General features: G+C 44.3%; 11 protein-coding genes, 1 riboswitch and 1 other annotated feature. Of the genes, 2 read left to right on the top strand and 9 right to left on the bottom strand.

Annotation, left to right across the window (positions count from 1 at the left end; genetic code table 11):
• Positions 1–4 precede the first annotated feature (4 nt).
• On the bottom strand, positions 5–1,411 hold the full coding sequence (locus tag G5A70_RS09390; RefSeq protein WP_173749390.1) for an MFS transporter: 1,407 nt from the start codon (positions 1,409–1,411) through the stop codon (positions 5–7).
• A 180-nt stretch (positions 1,412–1,591) separates the two neighbouring features.
• Here G5A70_RS09390 and G5A70_RS09385 point away from each other — a divergent pair, with 180 nt between their 5' ends.
• Positions 1,592–2,728, top strand: a complete 1,137-nt coding sequence (locus G5A70_RS09385) for an AraC family transcriptional regulator (protein ID WP_173749389.1) — start codon at positions 1,592–1,594, stop codon at positions 2,726–2,728.
• Positions 2,729–2,834: 106 nt separating this feature from the next.
• A complete protein-coding gene (locus tag G5A70_RS09380; protein WP_173749388.1) occupies positions 2,835–5,099 on the top strand; it encodes a glycoside hydrolase family 2 protein in 2,265 nt (754 codons plus the stop codon).
• A 51-nt stretch (positions 5,100–5,150) separates the two neighbouring features.
• On the opposite strand, the gene G5A70_RS09375 is transcribed toward G5A70_RS09380, so the two are convergent.
• The 8 genes from G5A70_RS09375 to G5A70_RS09340 form a co-directional block, all read right to left on the bottom strand.
• Positions 5,151–5,918 (bottom strand): TatD family hydrolase, encoded by a 768-nt coding sequence (locus G5A70_RS09375; protein ID WP_173749387.1) that lies wholly within the window; start codon positions 5,916–5,918, stop codon positions 5,151–5,153.
• Complete coding sequence (locus G5A70_RS09370; RefSeq protein ID WP_173749386.1) at positions 5,908–7,041, bottom strand: AI-2E family transporter; 1,134 nt, start codon at positions 7,039–7,041, stop codon at positions 5,908–5,910. Before G5A70_RS09370 ends, G5A70_RS09375 begins: the two co-directional genes overlap by 11 nt.
• 20 nt (positions 7,042–7,061) lie before the next feature.
• A complete protein-coding gene (locus G5A70_RS09365) occupies positions 7,062–9,671 on the bottom strand; it encodes a cation-translocating P-type ATPase (RefSeq protein ID WP_173749385.1) in 2,610 nt (869 codons plus the stop codon).
• A 292-nt stretch (positions 9,672–9,963) separates the two neighbouring features.
• Positions 9,964–10,530, bottom strand: a complete 567-nt coding sequence (locus G5A70_RS09360; protein ID WP_226853601.1) for a TIM-barrel domain-containing protein — start codon at positions 10,528–10,530, stop codon at positions 9,964–9,966.
• 126 nt (positions 10,531–10,656) lie between these two features.
• Positions 10,657–12,624: a methionine--tRNA ligase gene (metG, locus tag G5A70_RS09355; protein ID WP_173749384.1), complete on the bottom strand. Its 1,968-nt coding sequence runs from the start codon at positions 12,622–12,624 to the stop codon at positions 10,657–10,659.
• Between the two features lie 92 nt (positions 12,625–12,716).
• Positions 12,717–12,966 (bottom strand) — a binding site (T-box leader).
• A gap of 61 nt (positions 12,967–13,027) precedes the next feature.
• The gene (locus tag G5A70_RS09350; RefSeq protein WP_173749383.1) at positions 13,028–13,255 is read right to left on the bottom strand and encodes an HPr family phosphocarrier protein; all 228 of its coding nucleotides are present in this window, start codon (positions 13,253–13,255) and stop codon (positions 13,028–13,030) included.
• A gap of 116 nt (positions 13,256–13,371) precedes the next feature.
• Positions 13,372–14,715: an alanine/glycine:cation symporter family protein gene (locus G5A70_RS09345; RefSeq protein WP_173749382.1), complete on the bottom strand. Its 1,344-nt coding sequence runs from the start codon at positions 14,713–14,715 to the stop codon at positions 13,372–13,374.
• Positions 14,716–14,902: 187 nt separating this feature from the next.
• Positions 14,903–15,000: riboswitch (glycine riboswitch) on the bottom strand.
• A 133-nt stretch (positions 15,001–15,133) separates the two neighbouring features.
• Positions 15,134–16,444: an MATE family efflux transporter gene (locus tag G5A70_RS09340; RefSeq protein WP_173749381.1), complete on the bottom strand. Its 1,311-nt coding sequence runs from the start codon at positions 16,442–16,444 to the stop codon at positions 15,134–15,136.
• Positions 16,445–16,448: the final 4 nt, after the last annotated feature.

Here is a 16,448-nt window from a genome sequence, read left to right as displayed (position 1 = left end):
TTCCTTATTCTCCTTTCACACCGTCCTGTCTTCTCTCTTTCAAAAGCAGAATGTTCTCTTCTACTTTTTTCTTACTTAAAGGATAAAGAAACAGCAGGCAAAGTCCAACGCCAATATATAAGATTCCCGGCAGCATGGTTGCCACACCGTAAATTTTATCTGCTACCTCCTGGGTCTGCACCTGTACGGAAGAGTTGTAGCCTGCCAGTCCTAAAGCCCAGGCGCCCATACCACCGGCCAAAGCCTGTCCGATTTTTCTTGCAAAGGAATACACCGCATAAACCGTACCGTCTTCGCGTTTTCCGGTTCTGACTTCCTGGTCATCGATAACATCTGTAATCAGGGCCCAGATAATCATATTAAAGAATCCAAATCCAATATATCCTACTACAGAAACGGCGATATACAATCCCATAGACTTAGTATGCATAAAGAATAAAAGAACGGAGGATAAACCACCCACAATACATCCGGCTGCACCAAGCTCTCTTTTACCAAATTTTCTGCTCAGCGGAACAATGAACGGCGCCAGTAAAAATGACGGAATAATCGCACATAAACTTAAAAGTGACAGACCCGTTTTATTTTTAAAATAGTCAATAAACACATACTGGTTTACAGACTGTGCCATCAAGGAAGCCAAAAGAAGCAGAATTGCCGCTGCAATAATTCCGATTAAAGCCCTGCTGGTCAGGGCAGATTTTAAGGATTTTACAACGCTTGTTTTTTCTTCTGTTCCCGCCGCTCTCTTCACACGCTCTGTCGTCATAAAATAGCAGAGCAGATAACAAATCACTGCGCTTACGGAAAATATACCCGCAATCAGGGTAAAGCGGCTTCCTTCTACAATCTGATTTCCCGCTTCGTCTGTAGTGTAAACCATCATAGGTCCTGCAACGCAGACTATGAGGCTGGCCAGGGACGCTCCCACACTTCTGAAAGTAGAAAGAGAGGAACGGTCATCACTTTCACTGCTGAGTACTGAAGCCATAGAACCATACGGTATGTTAATCGAAGTATAGAACACGCTTCCCCACAGAATATACGTTACAAACATATAAACCACTTTAATCGTCATAGACGCATCGGCCAGAGCGGACTGATACATCAGAAAGCTAGCCAGAGCCACCGGACCGCACATACGGCGTATCCATGGGCGGAAACGTCCGTCCTTCTGTTCTTTTGCTCTGTCTACAATCTGCCCCATGGTAACATCTGTAAACGCATCAATACAACGGGCTACCAGAAACAGGGTCCCTACCATTCCCATTCCGATTCCCAGAACCTTTGTGTAAAAAATCATAAGAAAGGTGCTGGCAAAAAGGAATGTAAAATCATTTCCGAAGTCTCCAAACATATAGCCGACTTTATCCCTTATTCCAAAAGGACGCATAGCTTTTTCATTCTTCATTTCATTTTCTCCTCCTGTATTTGTTCTGTCCTTGAATATTACCCCACTCTCTGCCATTTATGTGAGTAATTTTTTGTGAACTTCCCGTATTTTTTTATGTTACGCTTGAATAACTCAAAAAATTATACGATAATTAACAATATATATACTATTGTCCCTGTCACCTGTAAGGAGGATATTATGCACTGGAAAAAAGAATTTCTTTTCTTTTCTAATATACTAAAAAACATGAACCTGACCGTCTCCTGTCTGCAGTCCCCAGAAGATTTAAAGCCATTCTCCAACTGCCTGACTTCTGATTCAACCAACACTATTTATCGGATCCGGACTTCAGGATTCTATTTCCTTTTCTTTCGCCTTCCTGATACGCAGCCTGCTTCCTATATTTCCATAGGACCTTATGTAGTTTCTTCTGTTTTTGCTGAAAAAGAAACCGCGCCTCAGACTTTTTCTCCCGGGATTCCCGTACTCACAGACGAAAGCGCCCTCTTCACCATTGTAAATACCTTTGGAGAATTGCTTTGGGGAACCCTAGACAATTTTTCTTTTCAGAATATCGAAACCCCTGCCGCTCCCGAACTGAATCCCACTACGGAAAGTCAGGACATGGAGCTCCCAAGAGAAACTCTGCTGAGCATACAGCTCATGGAAGAATATTACGACTGCGAGAACGAACTGCTGAAGCTGGTCAGCCAGGGGCAATGGAATGCCACAGAAATCTTTCTGAACCGTTTCTTTGCCCTCAAGAAAAACTATTCTGTTTTCCCCTGGGAAAACACTCTGGAATGGAAGAAAGCCCAGAGCATTATGTTAAACACTTTACTGCGCAAAGCTGCAGAATCTGCCGACGTACCTCCGATTCATATTGGACACCTTTCCTCCCATACGCTGGAAAGAATTGTGAAGCTGTCCCGTCCCACTGATTCTCTGGCTCTGCAAAAAGATATTATCCGCAAATACTGCCATCTGGTTCAAAGCCATTCCCTGAAGGGTTACTCCCCTATTATACAAAAGGTTATGACGCAGATTACCACAAACCTGACGGGGAATTTGGGTCTGGACGCCCAGGCCAAGCGCCTGAATGTCAATCCCAGCTACCTGTCCGCACTTTTTAAGAAGGAAACCGGACTCACCCTGACAGAATATGTAAAACGCAAAAGAATCAACCATGCGGTCTTTCTTCTGAACACATCCAATCTCCAGATTCAGACCATTGCACAGCACTGCGGAATTGCCGATGTAAACTATTTCACAAAGATGTTTAAGAAAATTGTTGGAAAGACACCCAAAGACTACCGAAGTGAAATTCTTTCCTAAAAGTATAAATTTTACGGTAATTCCCAAGAATCCTACTCACCTCCCGGTTCTGTATATGCTAGAATACAGCCAGATATTATTCTAATACCGGGAGGAAACACAACTTATGAGACAAATAATAACACTGAAAGACGACTGGTTTTTTGCTAAAAACAAACAGGAACAGATTCCCCAGATACTTCCTGAAAACTGGGAGCGGGTCTCACTGCCCCATACCTGGAACTGCCTGGACGGCCAAGACGGCGGCAGTGATTACTACCGCGGGGCATGCTGGTATGTCAGAGAACTGCAGATTTCAGAACTGCCCTCTGATACCTGCATCTATATAGAATTTCTGGCTGCAGCTTCTTTATGTAAGGTTTATGTAAATGGCACACAGGTAACAGAACATGAAGGCGGGTACAGCAGTTTCCGTGTGGACATTACTGCATTTCTCCATAAGGGCTTGAATCTTCTCTCTGTCATGACAGACAATCAGCACTATGACCATATTTATCCACAGGTTGCTGACTTTACCTTTTATGGCGGACTGTACCGCGATGTGAGAGTCCTTACCGTTCCCAAGACCCATTTCTGTCTGGATTATTATGGTTCCGAAGGCATAACGGCCTGCTCAGAAATAAAAAACGGAAATCAGGTCCAGCTTTCCCTCCACGCCTATGTTTCCAATGCAAAGGAAACTGACCAGGTGCTTTTCAGCATTTATGACCAGGAGGGTTCTCTGATTGCACAGACAGCACAGCCGGCTGCAGCTGATACTTATACAGAATTTTTCCTGTCTGATGTTCATCTGTGGCAGGGTGTTCAGTCACCTTATCTCTACAGCATAAAAGCAGAGCTGTACCGCCACAATGAAGTTCTTGATCAGGTAACTGTCCGTCATGGTTTCCGAGAGTTCCACGTAGACCCGGAAAAAGGGTTCTATCTCAATGGAATACTGACACCACTGCGTGGTGTTTCCCGTCATCAGGATTTTCTTGGACTTGGCAATGCCCTGACTCTGGCACACCACGAAATGGACGCACGCCTTATAAAAGAAGTGGGCGCCAACACCATTCGTCTTGCCCATTACCAGCACAGTCAGGATTTCTACAATCTCTGCGATGAAATGGGATTTATTGTTTGGGCTGAAATTCCTTTTATCAGCCGCATGAGTGACACGCCCGACGCCCACCAAAACTGTATTCTGCAGATGAAAGAACTCATTTACCAGAACTACAATCATTCTTCCATCTGTTTCTGGGGGATTTCCAATGAGATTACCATTGGAGCCAATACACCGCAGCTTCTGGCAAACCTGAAAGACTTAAATGCTTTGGCAAAGACTTTAGATTCTTCCCGTCTGACCACAATGGCGCAGCTTTCCTCTCTCCCTATGGAGGATGAACAGAACTGTATTACCGATATTCTCAGCTATAATCATTATTTTGGCTGGTATACCGGTGTTTTGGAAGATAACGAAAAATGGCTTGATACTTTCCATCAATCCTACCCCCAGCGTGCATTGGGAATTTCAGAATATGGCTGCGAGGGTATTATTTCCTATCACAGCGATACACCTAAAGCAGGAGACTACAGCGAAGAATATCAGGCTCTTTACCATGAACACATGGCAAAAATCATTGAAGAACGCCCCTGGCTGTGGGCTACGCATATCTGGAATATGTTTGATTTCGGCTGTGATGCCAGAAAAGAAGGCGGTGTAGCGGGACGCAACAATAAGGGACTGGTAACCATAGACCGGCAGATAAAAAAAGATTCCTTCTATTTGTATAAAGCATACTGGAATCCCGAACCCATGGTTCATATCTGCAGCAAACGCTATGGAAAACGGACGGATTCTGCCATAGATATAAAGGTATACAGCAATGCACCGGAAATTTCTTTATATGTCAACGGCGCTTTCTTTAAGAAAGAACAGGGACAACGGGTATTCCTCTTCCGCAACATTCCTTTAAAGGAAGGCTTTACAACCATCACAGCCAAAAGTGCCTTCTGCTGTGATACCGCTGTGTTTGAGAAAGTTTCCGAACCTTTCTCTGCTTATCAGTTTGTGGAAGACGCTTCCGAAACCGGAGTGACTAACTGGTTTGAACATGTAGACCTGAATAAAGAACGGGAACTCACTTTCCGCGAGGGATATTATTCTATCCATGATACAGCCAGAGAAATTTTAGAAAATAAAGAAGCTTCTGACATTCTCGTAAATGCCCTCAGCAGTCTGATAGGCTACAATCTGAAAAAGTCCATGCTGGCTGTTATGGGGGATAATCGTCTGTGCGATACCGCTTCTGCTCTCCCTGCCGAGGAAGCACAGACTGAAAAAGCCATGGCTTACATAAATGAAAAACTGCAGGAAATTCCTAAGTAAAAAGAACTGCTGTATAAAGTGCCCGCCGGCACTCTATACAGCAGCTTCTTTTTATCCTATTCCAAATAACCTCCGGGCATTCTCCCGTGTCACTTCTATTACCTCTTCTCTGGAAATTCTTTTGATTTCCGCAATGGTTTCCGCCACATATTCCAAATAAAGGGAGCAGTTTCGCTCTCCTCTATGGGGCTCCGGCGCCATATACGGGGCGTCTGTCTCCAAAAGCAGGTAATCCAGCGGCGCATATTCCACCACTTCTTTCAGCTTTTTTCCATTTTTGAAGGTCACCACTCCGCCGATTCCAAGATAATATCCCATGTTCATATACTCTTTGGCCTGTTCTTTTGAGTAAGAATAGCAGTGAATCACACCTTTCAGGTTATCGGCCCGCTCCGCTTTCATAATGTCCATCGTGTCCTTTGCCGCATCCCGGCTGTGCACAATAATGGGCAAACCCGTCTCCTTTGCAAGGTCCATCTGCCGCACGAACCATTTTTTCTGTATGTCATGACCTTCCTTATCCCAGTAATAGTCCAGACCGATTTCTCCCACAGCCACAATTTTTTCCAAATCACAGAATCTGCGCAGAATTCTTATTTTCTCTTCGCTCAGGTCTCCCACCTCGTCCGGATGGATTCCCACAGCGCCATAGACGAAGGGATACTGCTCTGTGAGTTTTACCGTATCCAATACGCCCTGAAAAGAGGCCCCTACATTTACAATGGTTTCCACGCCTTTAAAAGGCATGGACTTTAACAGTGCGTCCCTGTCTTTATCAAACGCTTTATCATCATAATGTGCGTGTGTTTCAAATATCATGAATGCCTCTCTCCTTCAGCCTCTTATATACCACTTCCCGAAACAGTGCATAAACTACAGAGGACAGCGGAATAAATATCAGCATTCCCACAACCCCCATCAGGCTGCCGCCCACAGTGACGGCTACCAGCACCCAGATAGACGGAAGACCCACAGAACCGCCCACCACATGAGGATAAATCAGATTTCCTTCTATCTGCTGCAATACCAGGAACAAAATCACAAAGGCTACAGCCTGCATGGGATTGGACACCAGCATCAAAAATGTGCCAATCACACAGCCGATAAAAGCGCCAAAGATAGGAATCAGTGCAGTAAAGGCAATGACCACGCCTACCAGCAAAGCATATGGGAATCTTAGAATACTCATAACAATAAAAAACATGGTTCCCAGAATCACAGCCTCCAGACATTGTCCTGTGACAAAACTGGAAAAGGTTTTATAGCTTAAAGACGCCACCTCTAAAGTCTTGTCCACTGCCTTCAAAGGAAGGAATGCGTAGAGCACTTTTTTGATTTGCACAGACAGCTTTTCCTTCTGAAGCAATATATAACAGGCAAACACAAAGGCTACGAAAAAGTTCATCAGAGAATTAATCACTGTTTTTGCCACCGTAAAGGTGGAGTTCAGCACATTTCCCGCACCGTTTTTCAGAAAATTAATAGCTGTCTGGATAATTTTATCCCAATTAAACTCAATACTCTGAATCCAGGAAGTTACTTGCTTGCTGTCAGGGAACGTATCTATTGCCCATCTCTGCAGTTTTGGAAGAAAGGCTTCTATATTCTTGCTGATACTGGAAAAAGTTGTTGCCACCTCCGGCAATACAACCACCAGCACAACCTGAATCACAGCCACCACAAAGAGAATGGAACATACCAGACAGACCGGTCTTACAAACTTCTTTTTCTTTACTTTGTGAAACAGCTTCTCCTCCAGAAAACTCATGGGTATATTCAAAATAAACGCCAGTGCGCCGCCCAGAATAAAAGGAAAGACCACTCTGCACACAAAGAGAATACCTGCTGCCAGATTCTCGATTCTCTGCACTCCCACATAAAACAACACTGCAAAGACAATCAGAAGAATCAGATTCTTCATGTTTTTCTTATTCAACTCCATAGATACCCTCCCTGATTCTCTTATTTACCGATTTTTTTACGAATCCATTTAATAAACTGAATAATCGGAAGATTGGCAAGAGACAAACCATACATAATCAACAGCTGTGTCAGGCTTAATGTCTGAACCTGGAAGATACCGTTCAGCCACGGAATCATCATAACTGCAGTAATCAGCAGCACGCCTAAACCAAAGGCTCCTGCCAGATAAATGTTGTTAAAGAATCTCTTTGTAAACAATACAGGCGCATCTGATTTACAGTTAAACCCATGTACCAGACGGGACATACACAACGTACCAAAGGCCAATGTAGACGCCAAAAGCGCGCTTTCCTGATAGCCAATGTAGAAGCCAATCATTGTCATAATACCAATTACCAGACCCTCGATTCCGATTTTGGAAAGGAAATTCTTTGTCAGAATAGATTCGTTCATCGGTCTTGGTTTTTCATTCATCACGGACTCGCTGTGCGGCTCCAGTCCAAGAGCAATAGCCGGAAGACTGTCTGTCAAAAGATTGATAAATAACAGATGTACCGGTGCAAACGGTACCGGAAGTCCTGCAATGGAAGCATATAAAACGGCCAGGATTCCCGCAAAGTTTCCGGATAACAGAAACTGAATCGCACTCTTAATATTCTTGTAGACATTACGTCCGTTCTCTACAGCTTTAACAATAGTCGCAAAATTGTCATCTGTCAATATCATAGATGCCGCATCTTTGGAAACTTCTGTTCCTGTGATACCCATAGCCACACCGATATCCGCCTGTTTCAGCGCCGGAGCGTCGTTGACCCCGTCACCTGTCATAGATACAATGTTGCCCTTTTCCTGCCATGCTCTGACGATTCTGATTTTGTGCTCCGGTGAAACACGGGCATATACAGAAATTCCTTCTACGAAATCCTGTAACTCTTCGTCTGTCATGTTTTCAATTACAGCGCCTTCACAGGCCTCAGATTCATCTTTCAGAATACCGATACGTTTGGCAATGGCTGCTGCCGTTACCTTGTGGTCACCGGTAATCATAATCGGTTTGATTCCGGCTTTGATACATTCTGCTACCGCGTCTTTGGACTCTTCTCTCGGCGGGTCCATCATGGCAATCAGACCAAGGAAGGTCATATCGTTTTCATCCTCTACTGTAATCGTTGTGCCTTCCGGTACACTCTTATAAGCAAAGGCCAGCACACGCAGACCGTTTCTGGAGAACTTCTGGTTCTGTTCTTCGATTTCCTGAATATCTGCCTGGGAAATCGGTTCTGCTTTTCCATTTTTCTGAATTGTGGTCACCCGGCCCAGCAAAACGTCTACCGCGCCTTTGGTTACCATAGTAGAACCTGTTTTCAATGTGTGCAGCGTGGACATCAGCTTTCTGTCACTGTCAAAAGGAACTTCGCTGAATCTTGGGTATTTCTCCCTTACCGTTTCTGCCGGAACACCCAGTTCATCTCCCTGATTAATCAAAGCTGTCTCTGTAGGGTCACCGATTTCTTCTCCGTTTTTGTTTGTAGAGTCATTACACAAAATACTGTGACGCAAAAGCTGTTTCTGTGCTTCCTCTTCCAAATCAATGTCTGCTGCGGGAACTTCTTTACCTTCTACATAGTAGTATTCCACGGTCATTTTGTTCTGAGTCAGCGTTCCTGTCTTATCTGAACAGATAATAGAGACACTTCCCAGACCTTCCACTGCCTGCAATTTACGGACAATGGCATGTTCTTTCGCCATTTTCTGTGTACCGAAGGACAACACAATGGTAACAATAGAACTTAAAGCTTCAGGAATTGCCGCTACAGCCAGCGCAACAGCAAAGAGGAACGCGTCTCCGATGGATTCGCCTCTGAACACGCTGATTCCAAATAAAATCGCACAAAATACCAGAATCAGTATAGACAGCTTCTGTCCGAAGTTATCCAGGTTCATCTGCAGCGGTGTTTTCTTTTCGGATGTACTTTTCAGAAGTTTTGCAATTTTTCCAACTTCTGTTTCCATACCAATGGCAGTTACCAGGAAAGAACCTCTGCCGTAGGAAACAAAGCTTCCGGAATACACCATATTGGTTCTGTCTCCCAGAGGGACATCCTGACCGCTGATTTCTTCTTCTGTTTTATCCACTCCAAGGCTTTCTCCCGTAAGAGCACTTTCGTCTACCTTCAGACTGGCATTTTCCAGAATACGTCCGTCCGCCGGAACATAATCACCGGCTTCCAGCATAACAATATCACCAATAGTAACTTCTGATGACGGCACTTTTATCACATCACCATTGCGAAATACTTTTGCTTCCGGCCCGGACATGGCTTTCAGGCTGTCTAAGGACTGTTCGGCTTTTACTGTCTGAACTGTTCCTAAAATGGCATTCATGGTAATAACAACTAAAATTACAATGGCGCTTTCTGTCTCTCCCAGCAAACCGGATACAATGGCTGCCACAATCAGGATGATAACCAGAAAGTCTTTGTACTGCTCCAGAAATATCTGGAGTATGGATTTTTTCTTCTCCTCCACGAGGGCATTGGGACCGTATTTCTGCTGATTTTTCTTAATCTGGTCCTCGCTTAAAGGGTGGGTGCTGCCATTCACAGATTTCTGCGCTTCTGTTCGTGACATCTGATAATACTCTTTCATGCTTTTTCCTCCGTTTGTTTTGAGCTTTGGTTTACAGGCTCTACTATAGTGTGCTTCGTAAAGGTCTTTCTATGTCGCAGGTAACAAAAAAACAGCAAGACCTTTACTGCACAGTCTGCTATGCAATAAAAGTCTCGCTGTTTCATCACGACACGGACGAGAATACTCCCGTCGAGATTGACGACGCCGTAAACACCTTGCAGTGCCAGCTACTCCCTTTCATTAAAAAGAATAATAAACGATAAGGGAAGGGTTGTCAATGGGGAAAATTATTTTTTATTTTCTTACGGAATTATTCCACTGCGACTTCCAGTTCTTCATTTCCCATAATCTTATAAGTCACATGTTTTGTTCGGCCCTCTGCGCATACGGTTACGGTTTTTCCATTTCTTCTGGCTTTTACTGTCAGCACCGTATTTCCCTGTAAATCTGTCACAGCAGTTTCCGTCGCTTTTCCGTCTTCCATGTTTACAAGATACAAGGTTATTCCTTCTGCATAATCGTAGTCCGGTCTTTCACTGTTGTTTCCTACTGCCAGAATCGTGTTGGGTCTTGCCAGCAGCGGCATATGGAAATAATCATATGTTTCCTTCTGCCATTTTCCGCCTTCTACTGTTTCTCCTGTCAAAATATTCTGCCATTTTCCCTCCGGCACATAATATTCCACTTCTCCTGATTCCTTAAAGATTGGCGCCACTAACAGAGAATCTCCCAGCATGTACTGCTTGTCCAGGGTTTCACAGGCTCTGTCTTCCGGAAATTCCACAAACATAGGCCGCATCATCGGTGTTCCCTCTTCAAAAGGGACAGGGGCTGCCGAAACAGCCCCTGCCTTTTCCATAACCGGATACGAGCTCAAGAATTCCCGCCTGTGACAACTTAGCAATCAGCTTAGAGGCACCGGGATCTTGAAATGTTTTAAGTCCATCTACAGCCTGCAATCCAATGGCCGTACGCCAGGCATATACTTTCCTGATACAGTAGACTAGCAGATTTCCGCCCCTGCCGGCATTTCCTTATCCGGTGTCATCAGTGCCAGTTCTCCGTCCAGTCCTTCTGCACAGAGAATCATGCCCTCTGACAGAATACCAGCCAGCTTAGCAGGTTTCAAGTTCACCAGAACCATAACCTTCTTTCCAACCATATCCTCCGGCTTATAATGTGCCTTAATACCGGATACAATCTGTTTCACCTGGCTTCCGATTTTCACCTGAGAGCACAGCAGCTTTTTAGACTTCTGCACCTCTTCGCATGCAATGATTTCTCCTACCTGGAACTGCATTTTCATAAAGTCATCAAAAGTAACCTCTTCTTTTGCCTCAATGTCAATGACCGGCGCTTCGTCTTTGGCTTCCTCTGGTGCGTCTTTGGCAGCTTCTTTGGCTCTCATCTCTTCCACTTTTTCCAGAACTTCTTTCACGTCCAGACGTGCAAACAGGATTTCCGGCTTTTCTGTTACCTTATTTCCTGACGGATACAATCCAAATGTATCCAGCTCTTCGTAAGTTCTCTTCTGGGCATTTAACTGTGCCAGAATCTTCTCTGTGGTTTCCGGCATAAAGGATTCCAAAAGGGAAGCGCCGATACAGATACCCTCTACCAGATTATACAGTACGGTAGCCAGACGGTCTTTCTTTTCTTCGTCCTTAGCCAGCGCCCATGGCATGGTTTCATCAATATATTTGTTGCAGCGCTTGAACAGAGTAAAGATTTCCGTAATAGCGTCTGCCACACGAAGTTCTTCCATTTTTGCCGCTACTTTCGCTTTTGTTTCCAGTACAACGGCTTTCAGCTCTTCGTCTACCGGTTCGCAGACCTTGGTGTTGCGTACTTCCCCGCCAAAATATTTGTTGGACATGGAAATCGTTCTGTTTACCAGATTTCCCAGGGTATTAGCCAGTTCAGAGTTCAGACGTTCTACCATTAATTCCCAGGTAATTACCCCGTCGTTTTCAAAGGGCATTTCGTGAAGTACAAAGTAGCGAACTGCGTCCACGCCGAAGAAATCTACCAGCTGGTCTGCGTAAATCACATTTCCCTTGGATTTGCTCATTTTTCCGTCACCCTGTAAAAGCCACGGATGTCCGAATACCTGTTTTGGCAGCGGCAAATCCAGGGCCATAAGGAAAATCGGCCAGTAAATGGTATGGAAACGGATGATGTCTTTTCCGATTAAGTGCAGGTCTGCCGGCCAGTCTTTCTTAAACTGCTCCGTGCTTTCTCCGTCACAGTCATAGCCAATTCCTGTAATATAGTTAGTCAGAGCGTCCAGCCACACATAAACCACATGTTTCGGGTCGAAATCTACCGGAATTCCCCACTTAAAGGAAGTTCTGGATACACACAAATCCTGCAGTCCCGGCAGAAGGAAATTGTTCATCATTTCATTTTTTCTGGATACCGGCTGAATGAATTCCGGATGGGTGTTGATGTGGTCAATCAAACGCTGTGCATATTTACTCATTCTGAAGAAGTAAGCCTCTTCTTTTGCAGGTGTCACCGGACGTCCGCAGTCCGGACATTTGCCGTCTACCAGCTGGGATTCCGTAAAGAAAGACTCGCATGGTGTACAATACATACCTTCATAGTATCCTTTGTAAATATCACCCTGGTCATACAGTTTTTTGAAAATCTTCTGTACCTGTTTTTCGTGGTCTTCATCTGTAGTACGGATAAACTTGTCATAGGAAGTGTTCATCAAGTCCCAAATGCTCTTGATTTCCCCTGCCACATTGTCCACAAATTCTTTGCAGGTCACGCCGGCTTCTGCTGCCTTTAATTCGATTTTCTGTCCGTGTTCATCTGTTCCTGTCTGGAAAAATACATCATACCCCTGCTGTCTTTTAAATCTGGCAATACTGTCCGCCAAAACCGCCTCATAAGTATTTCCGATATGAGGTTTGCCTGAAGTATAGGCAATGGCTGTTGTAATATAATATTTCTTTTTATCCACTTTTTCTTCCTCCTGTTCTAAGGGTTCGGCTCATAATTGGCGCAGTATAAAGCTTCTGTCCGAAAGCAAAAAAACCCGTCTTCTCTGTTTCCAAAGAAGACGAGTCCTATTTACCCGTGTTACCACTTCTGTTCGTCTCTGCCTCGCGGCACAGACCTCACCAGGTACATTCATACCTTACCGCTATAACAGGCGGAACCTGTCGCAGCCTTGGTATGCTCTCATACTTCGGTGCGCCTCTCAAAAGCCATCTTCCACATATCCTCATTCGCTTTCTCTCAGCATACGAAAGCCTCTCTGTAAAACGAGACATACATGTACTCTCTTTGTCACTGTGTTTACATATATGTTTCATGCTATCACATCTTGCACACTTTGTAAACACCCTGTCCGGGAATTTTCTCTATGCGATTGCAAATTTACCCAGAACATTTTCAAATTCTGAATCCTGCTGTTCATATCTGACGCACAGTTCTTTATTGTATTCCAGGCTTAACACACCTAAAATGGACTTTGCGTCAATAGTCAGACGGTCATTGATAATATCAATATCAAAATCACAGCGGCACGCTGCATTTACAAATTCCTTTATTTCGTCTATGTGCTGAAAGCACACGGTTTTTTCACACATCTTTTGTTTCCTCCCTGAGCCTTCTATAAATATGGTGTCTGTTTTTGCGACAGATTATAGAATAAAGCAAATCGGGAAATTTTTCAACTGTTTCCAGCACATATTTTCAAAACTTTTTACAAATTTTCGTGCTCTTTACTCAGGCGCTTAACTACCTTAATAGAGGCCAAAATTGCAATCAAGTTCGGAATCACCATAAGTCCGTTAAACATATCAGACATATTCCATACCAAATCTACTTTCAGTCCGGAACCAACCAGTACACAGACAACCACCAGGAGAGCATAGACCTTTACGGCTTTTTTGCCAAGCAGGTGACGCACATTCACCTCTCCGAAATAGTACCAGCCGATAATGGTCGTAAAGGCAAAGAACAGCATACAAATCGCTATGAAAACTTCTCCGAAAGAACCAAACGCAGAATCAAAAGCTACCTGTGCCAGCGCAGCTGCCGTCTCTCCGCTTGCAAGAGCGCCTGTGGACAGAATTACCAGCGCTGTCAGCGTCAAAATAACAAAAGTATCAATAAACACACCCATCATGGCAATAATTCCCTGGTCACCCGGGTGCTTTACATCTGCAGTTGCATGGGCGTGAGGCGTGGAACCCATACCAGCTTCATTGGAAAACAGACCTCTTGCCACACCGAAACGCATGGCTTTCTGTACGGTAACACCAGCCGCACCTCCAAGAACTGCTTTGGGGTCAAAGGCTGCCACAAAAATGTCATGAAAAGCTCTGCCTGTGCCTTCCAGATTCATAAAGAGAATAATCAGACAGCCCACAATATAAATCAGAGCCATTAACGGAACCACTTTTTCCGTCACTCTTGCAATTCGATTAATTCCGCCGATAAAAATAAACGCTGCTACCAGGGCAATCACAACACCTACAACCATGGGTTTTACACCAAAAGCATTATAAAAAGAACTTCCAATGGAGTTGGACTGTACCATATTTCCCATGAATCCCAGTGCCAGAATGATGGCTACTGAGAAAAAGCCTGCCAGGAATTTGCCGAATTTTCCTTTAAAAATATATTTTATGTAGTACACCGGACCGCCTACAATGACGCCGTTTTCTTTTACTCTGGTGTGCTGCGCCATAACGGCCTCCGCATAAATGGTGGCCATACCAAAGAATGCGCTGACCCACATCCAGAAAATTGCACCCGGTCCTCCGGAAGCAATGGCCGTGGCTGCGCCGGCAATGTTTCCCGTACCTACCTGCGCTGCAATGGCTGTCGCCAGAGCCTGAAAGGAACTGAGACCGTTTTCACTGCTTTTCCCATGAAGAGAAAAGCCGCCGAACATTTTCTTCATTCCCGCGCCGAACTTCCGTATCTGAATAAATTTCAGACTGAAGGAATAAATAATTCCGGTTCCAAGAAGCAGGATTAAAAGCGCATAATCCCACAAAAATTTGTTCACCACTTCTACAACAGATGCTACCATTTCCATTTTTCTATCTCCCTTTGTTTAGATTGAGAGCATATTGTTGGAAAAAAAACAGGGCTGTCACAATCTGCATCTTAGAAATACCAAATGGTATTTTTAAGTCCTGCGTCCTGTGACAGCCTCTTTTCAAGTTCAGTTTAAGCGCAAATGCGTTTGTGCACAGCCGTTTTTGAAGCACAAAAACAACTGTAAAAACTTCACTGTCCTTTTGCCTGAGAGATTCACAGCCGGATTTCCGTCTGCTTACACCTTCGGCACCCATAAATGGGATTCTCCAGAGAGCCATCCAGATACAGTCTCGTCTTGTAAAAGACCCCTGAGAGTATTACTCCTTCGGTGGGCATTTCGCCGCTTTCCTGCACCCTTCCATTGGCACAATATGCAAATAACGTAATTTATTATAGCACCTGTTTTCGTTTTGTCAATCCTTTTTCATCATTCTGCTTCCCACAAACATGGTAAGTAGTTCCGCCGCCGGGAAAGCCAGCCAGATACCAGACACATCCAGAAACACCGGCAGCAAATACACGAAGAGAATGACGAGAATACATCCTCTCAGCAAACAGATAATCAGGGAATACATATTTTTCACCACGGACTGGAAATAGGAAATATACACCATATTCACAGCCAGGAAAATAAATCCTACAAAGTATATTCTTACCGCCTCTGCGGAAAGTGACAGAATGTCTTTATCCGGGTTGAGGAAAATGTATGTATAAAAATTAGGTACAATCAATCCCACAAGCACCGGCACAGCACAGATAAGCAGAGAATTCCTCATAGCCAGTCCCCGGACCTCCTGTGTCCTTTCTCTCTTACCGGCCCCATGATTCATGGAAATAATCGGCTGGGCCGCCTGGTTCACACCTTTGCACAGACCCATAATCACAATAGAAACATTACAGATAATGCCGAACACGGTGACTCCTATATTTCCCACATAGTTCAAAAGCTGCAGATTGAAAATGAAAATCGTAATTCCCGCAGAAACTTCAATCAAAAAGCTGGCAAATCCATTCACCACAATTTCTTTTATAAATGCGGGACGGATTCCTTTGAAATTAAACTTCAGCTGATTCTTCTTCGTAAAGAAGTGCACAAACAAAATCGCCACGGTAAGCCAGGAGCCAATGACGGTTGCTATGGCTGCTCCTGCCATTCCCATCTGCATAGGGAATACAAAAACATAATCTAAAATAATATTCGTCACACCACCTGCGATTACTGCATTCATGGCCAGCTTCGGCGCACCGTCATTTCGGATAACCGTCTGCAAAAAGGCAGAAAGAAAGTATCCGCCCATACCCCAGATAATGTACGGAATGTAATCCATAATGTAAGGCATGGTTTCCTCTGTTCCGCCCAGCATCCAGGCCAAATCCTCCATAAAAACCGTGCACAGCACAAGACAGACCAGCCACACCAGAATATTCATAAAAAAGGCGGCTGTATAGTAGGCATCTGCCTCTTTCTTCAGGTTCCTTCCCCGGTACACTGACATCAGCACAGAACCACCCACGCCAAAGAGCAGACCAATGCCAAAGAAAATATTGTAAATAGGCAAAGCGATATTCAGCGCAGCCATAGCCACACTTCCCAGCCCTTTTCCTATGATAATAGTGTCCGCCAGAACATAAATAGACGTTACCATAGTTCCAATAATAGAAGGAACCAGATAACGATAAAATAAGCCCTTCACGGGCTTCTCCAGAAATTCATTTGTTTCCATAAAA

The sequence above is a fragment of the Blautia hansenii genome (genome assembly GCF_013304445.1).
Lineage (GTDB): Bacteria > Bacillota > Clostridia > Lachnospirales > Lachnospiraceae > Blautia.
The sequence above is the reverse complement of the archived record's forward strand: the minus strand, read 5'-3'. Positions and strand labels throughout refer to the sequence as shown.

What these genes read in the sequence shown, in the direction of transcription:
- G5A70_RS09385 (WP_173749389.1), top strand. Translation starts at nt 1,592, where the DNA reads ATGCACTGGAAAAAAGAATTTCTTTTCTTTTCTAATATACTAAAAAAC.
- G5A70_RS09345 (WP_173749382.1), bottom strand. Translation starts at nt 14,715, where the DNA reads ATGGAAATGGTAGCATCTGTTGTAGAAGTGGTGAACAAATTTTTGTGG.
- G5A70_RS09380 (WP_173749388.1), top strand. Translation starts at nt 2,835, where the DNA reads ATGAGACAAATAATAACACTGAAAGACGACTGGTTTTTTGCTAAAAAC.
- G5A70_RS09340 (WP_173749381.1), bottom strand. Translation starts at nt 16,444, where the DNA reads ATGGAAACAAATGAATTTCTGGAGAAGCCCGTGAAGGGCTTATTTTAT.
- G5A70_RS09375 (WP_173749387.1), bottom strand. Translation starts at nt 5,918, where the DNA reads ATGATATTTGAAACACACGCACATTATGATGATAAAGCGTTTGATAAA.
- G5A70_RS09390 (WP_173749390.1), bottom strand. Translation starts at nt 1,411, where the DNA reads ATGAAGAATGAAAAAGCTATGCGTCCTTTTGGAATAAGGGATAAAGTC.
- G5A70_RS09350 (WP_173749383.1), bottom strand. Translation starts at nt 13,255, where the DNA reads ATGTGTGAAAAAACCGTGTGCTTTCAGCACATAGACGAAATAAAGGAA.
- G5A70_RS09370 (WP_173749386.1), bottom strand. Translation starts at nt 7,041, where the DNA reads ATGGAGTTGAATAAGAAAAACATGAAGAATCTGATTCTTCTGATTGTC.
- G5A70_RS09365 (WP_173749385.1), bottom strand. Translation starts at nt 9,671, where the DNA reads ATGAAAGAGTATTATCAGATGTCACGAACAGAAGCGCAGAAATCTGTG.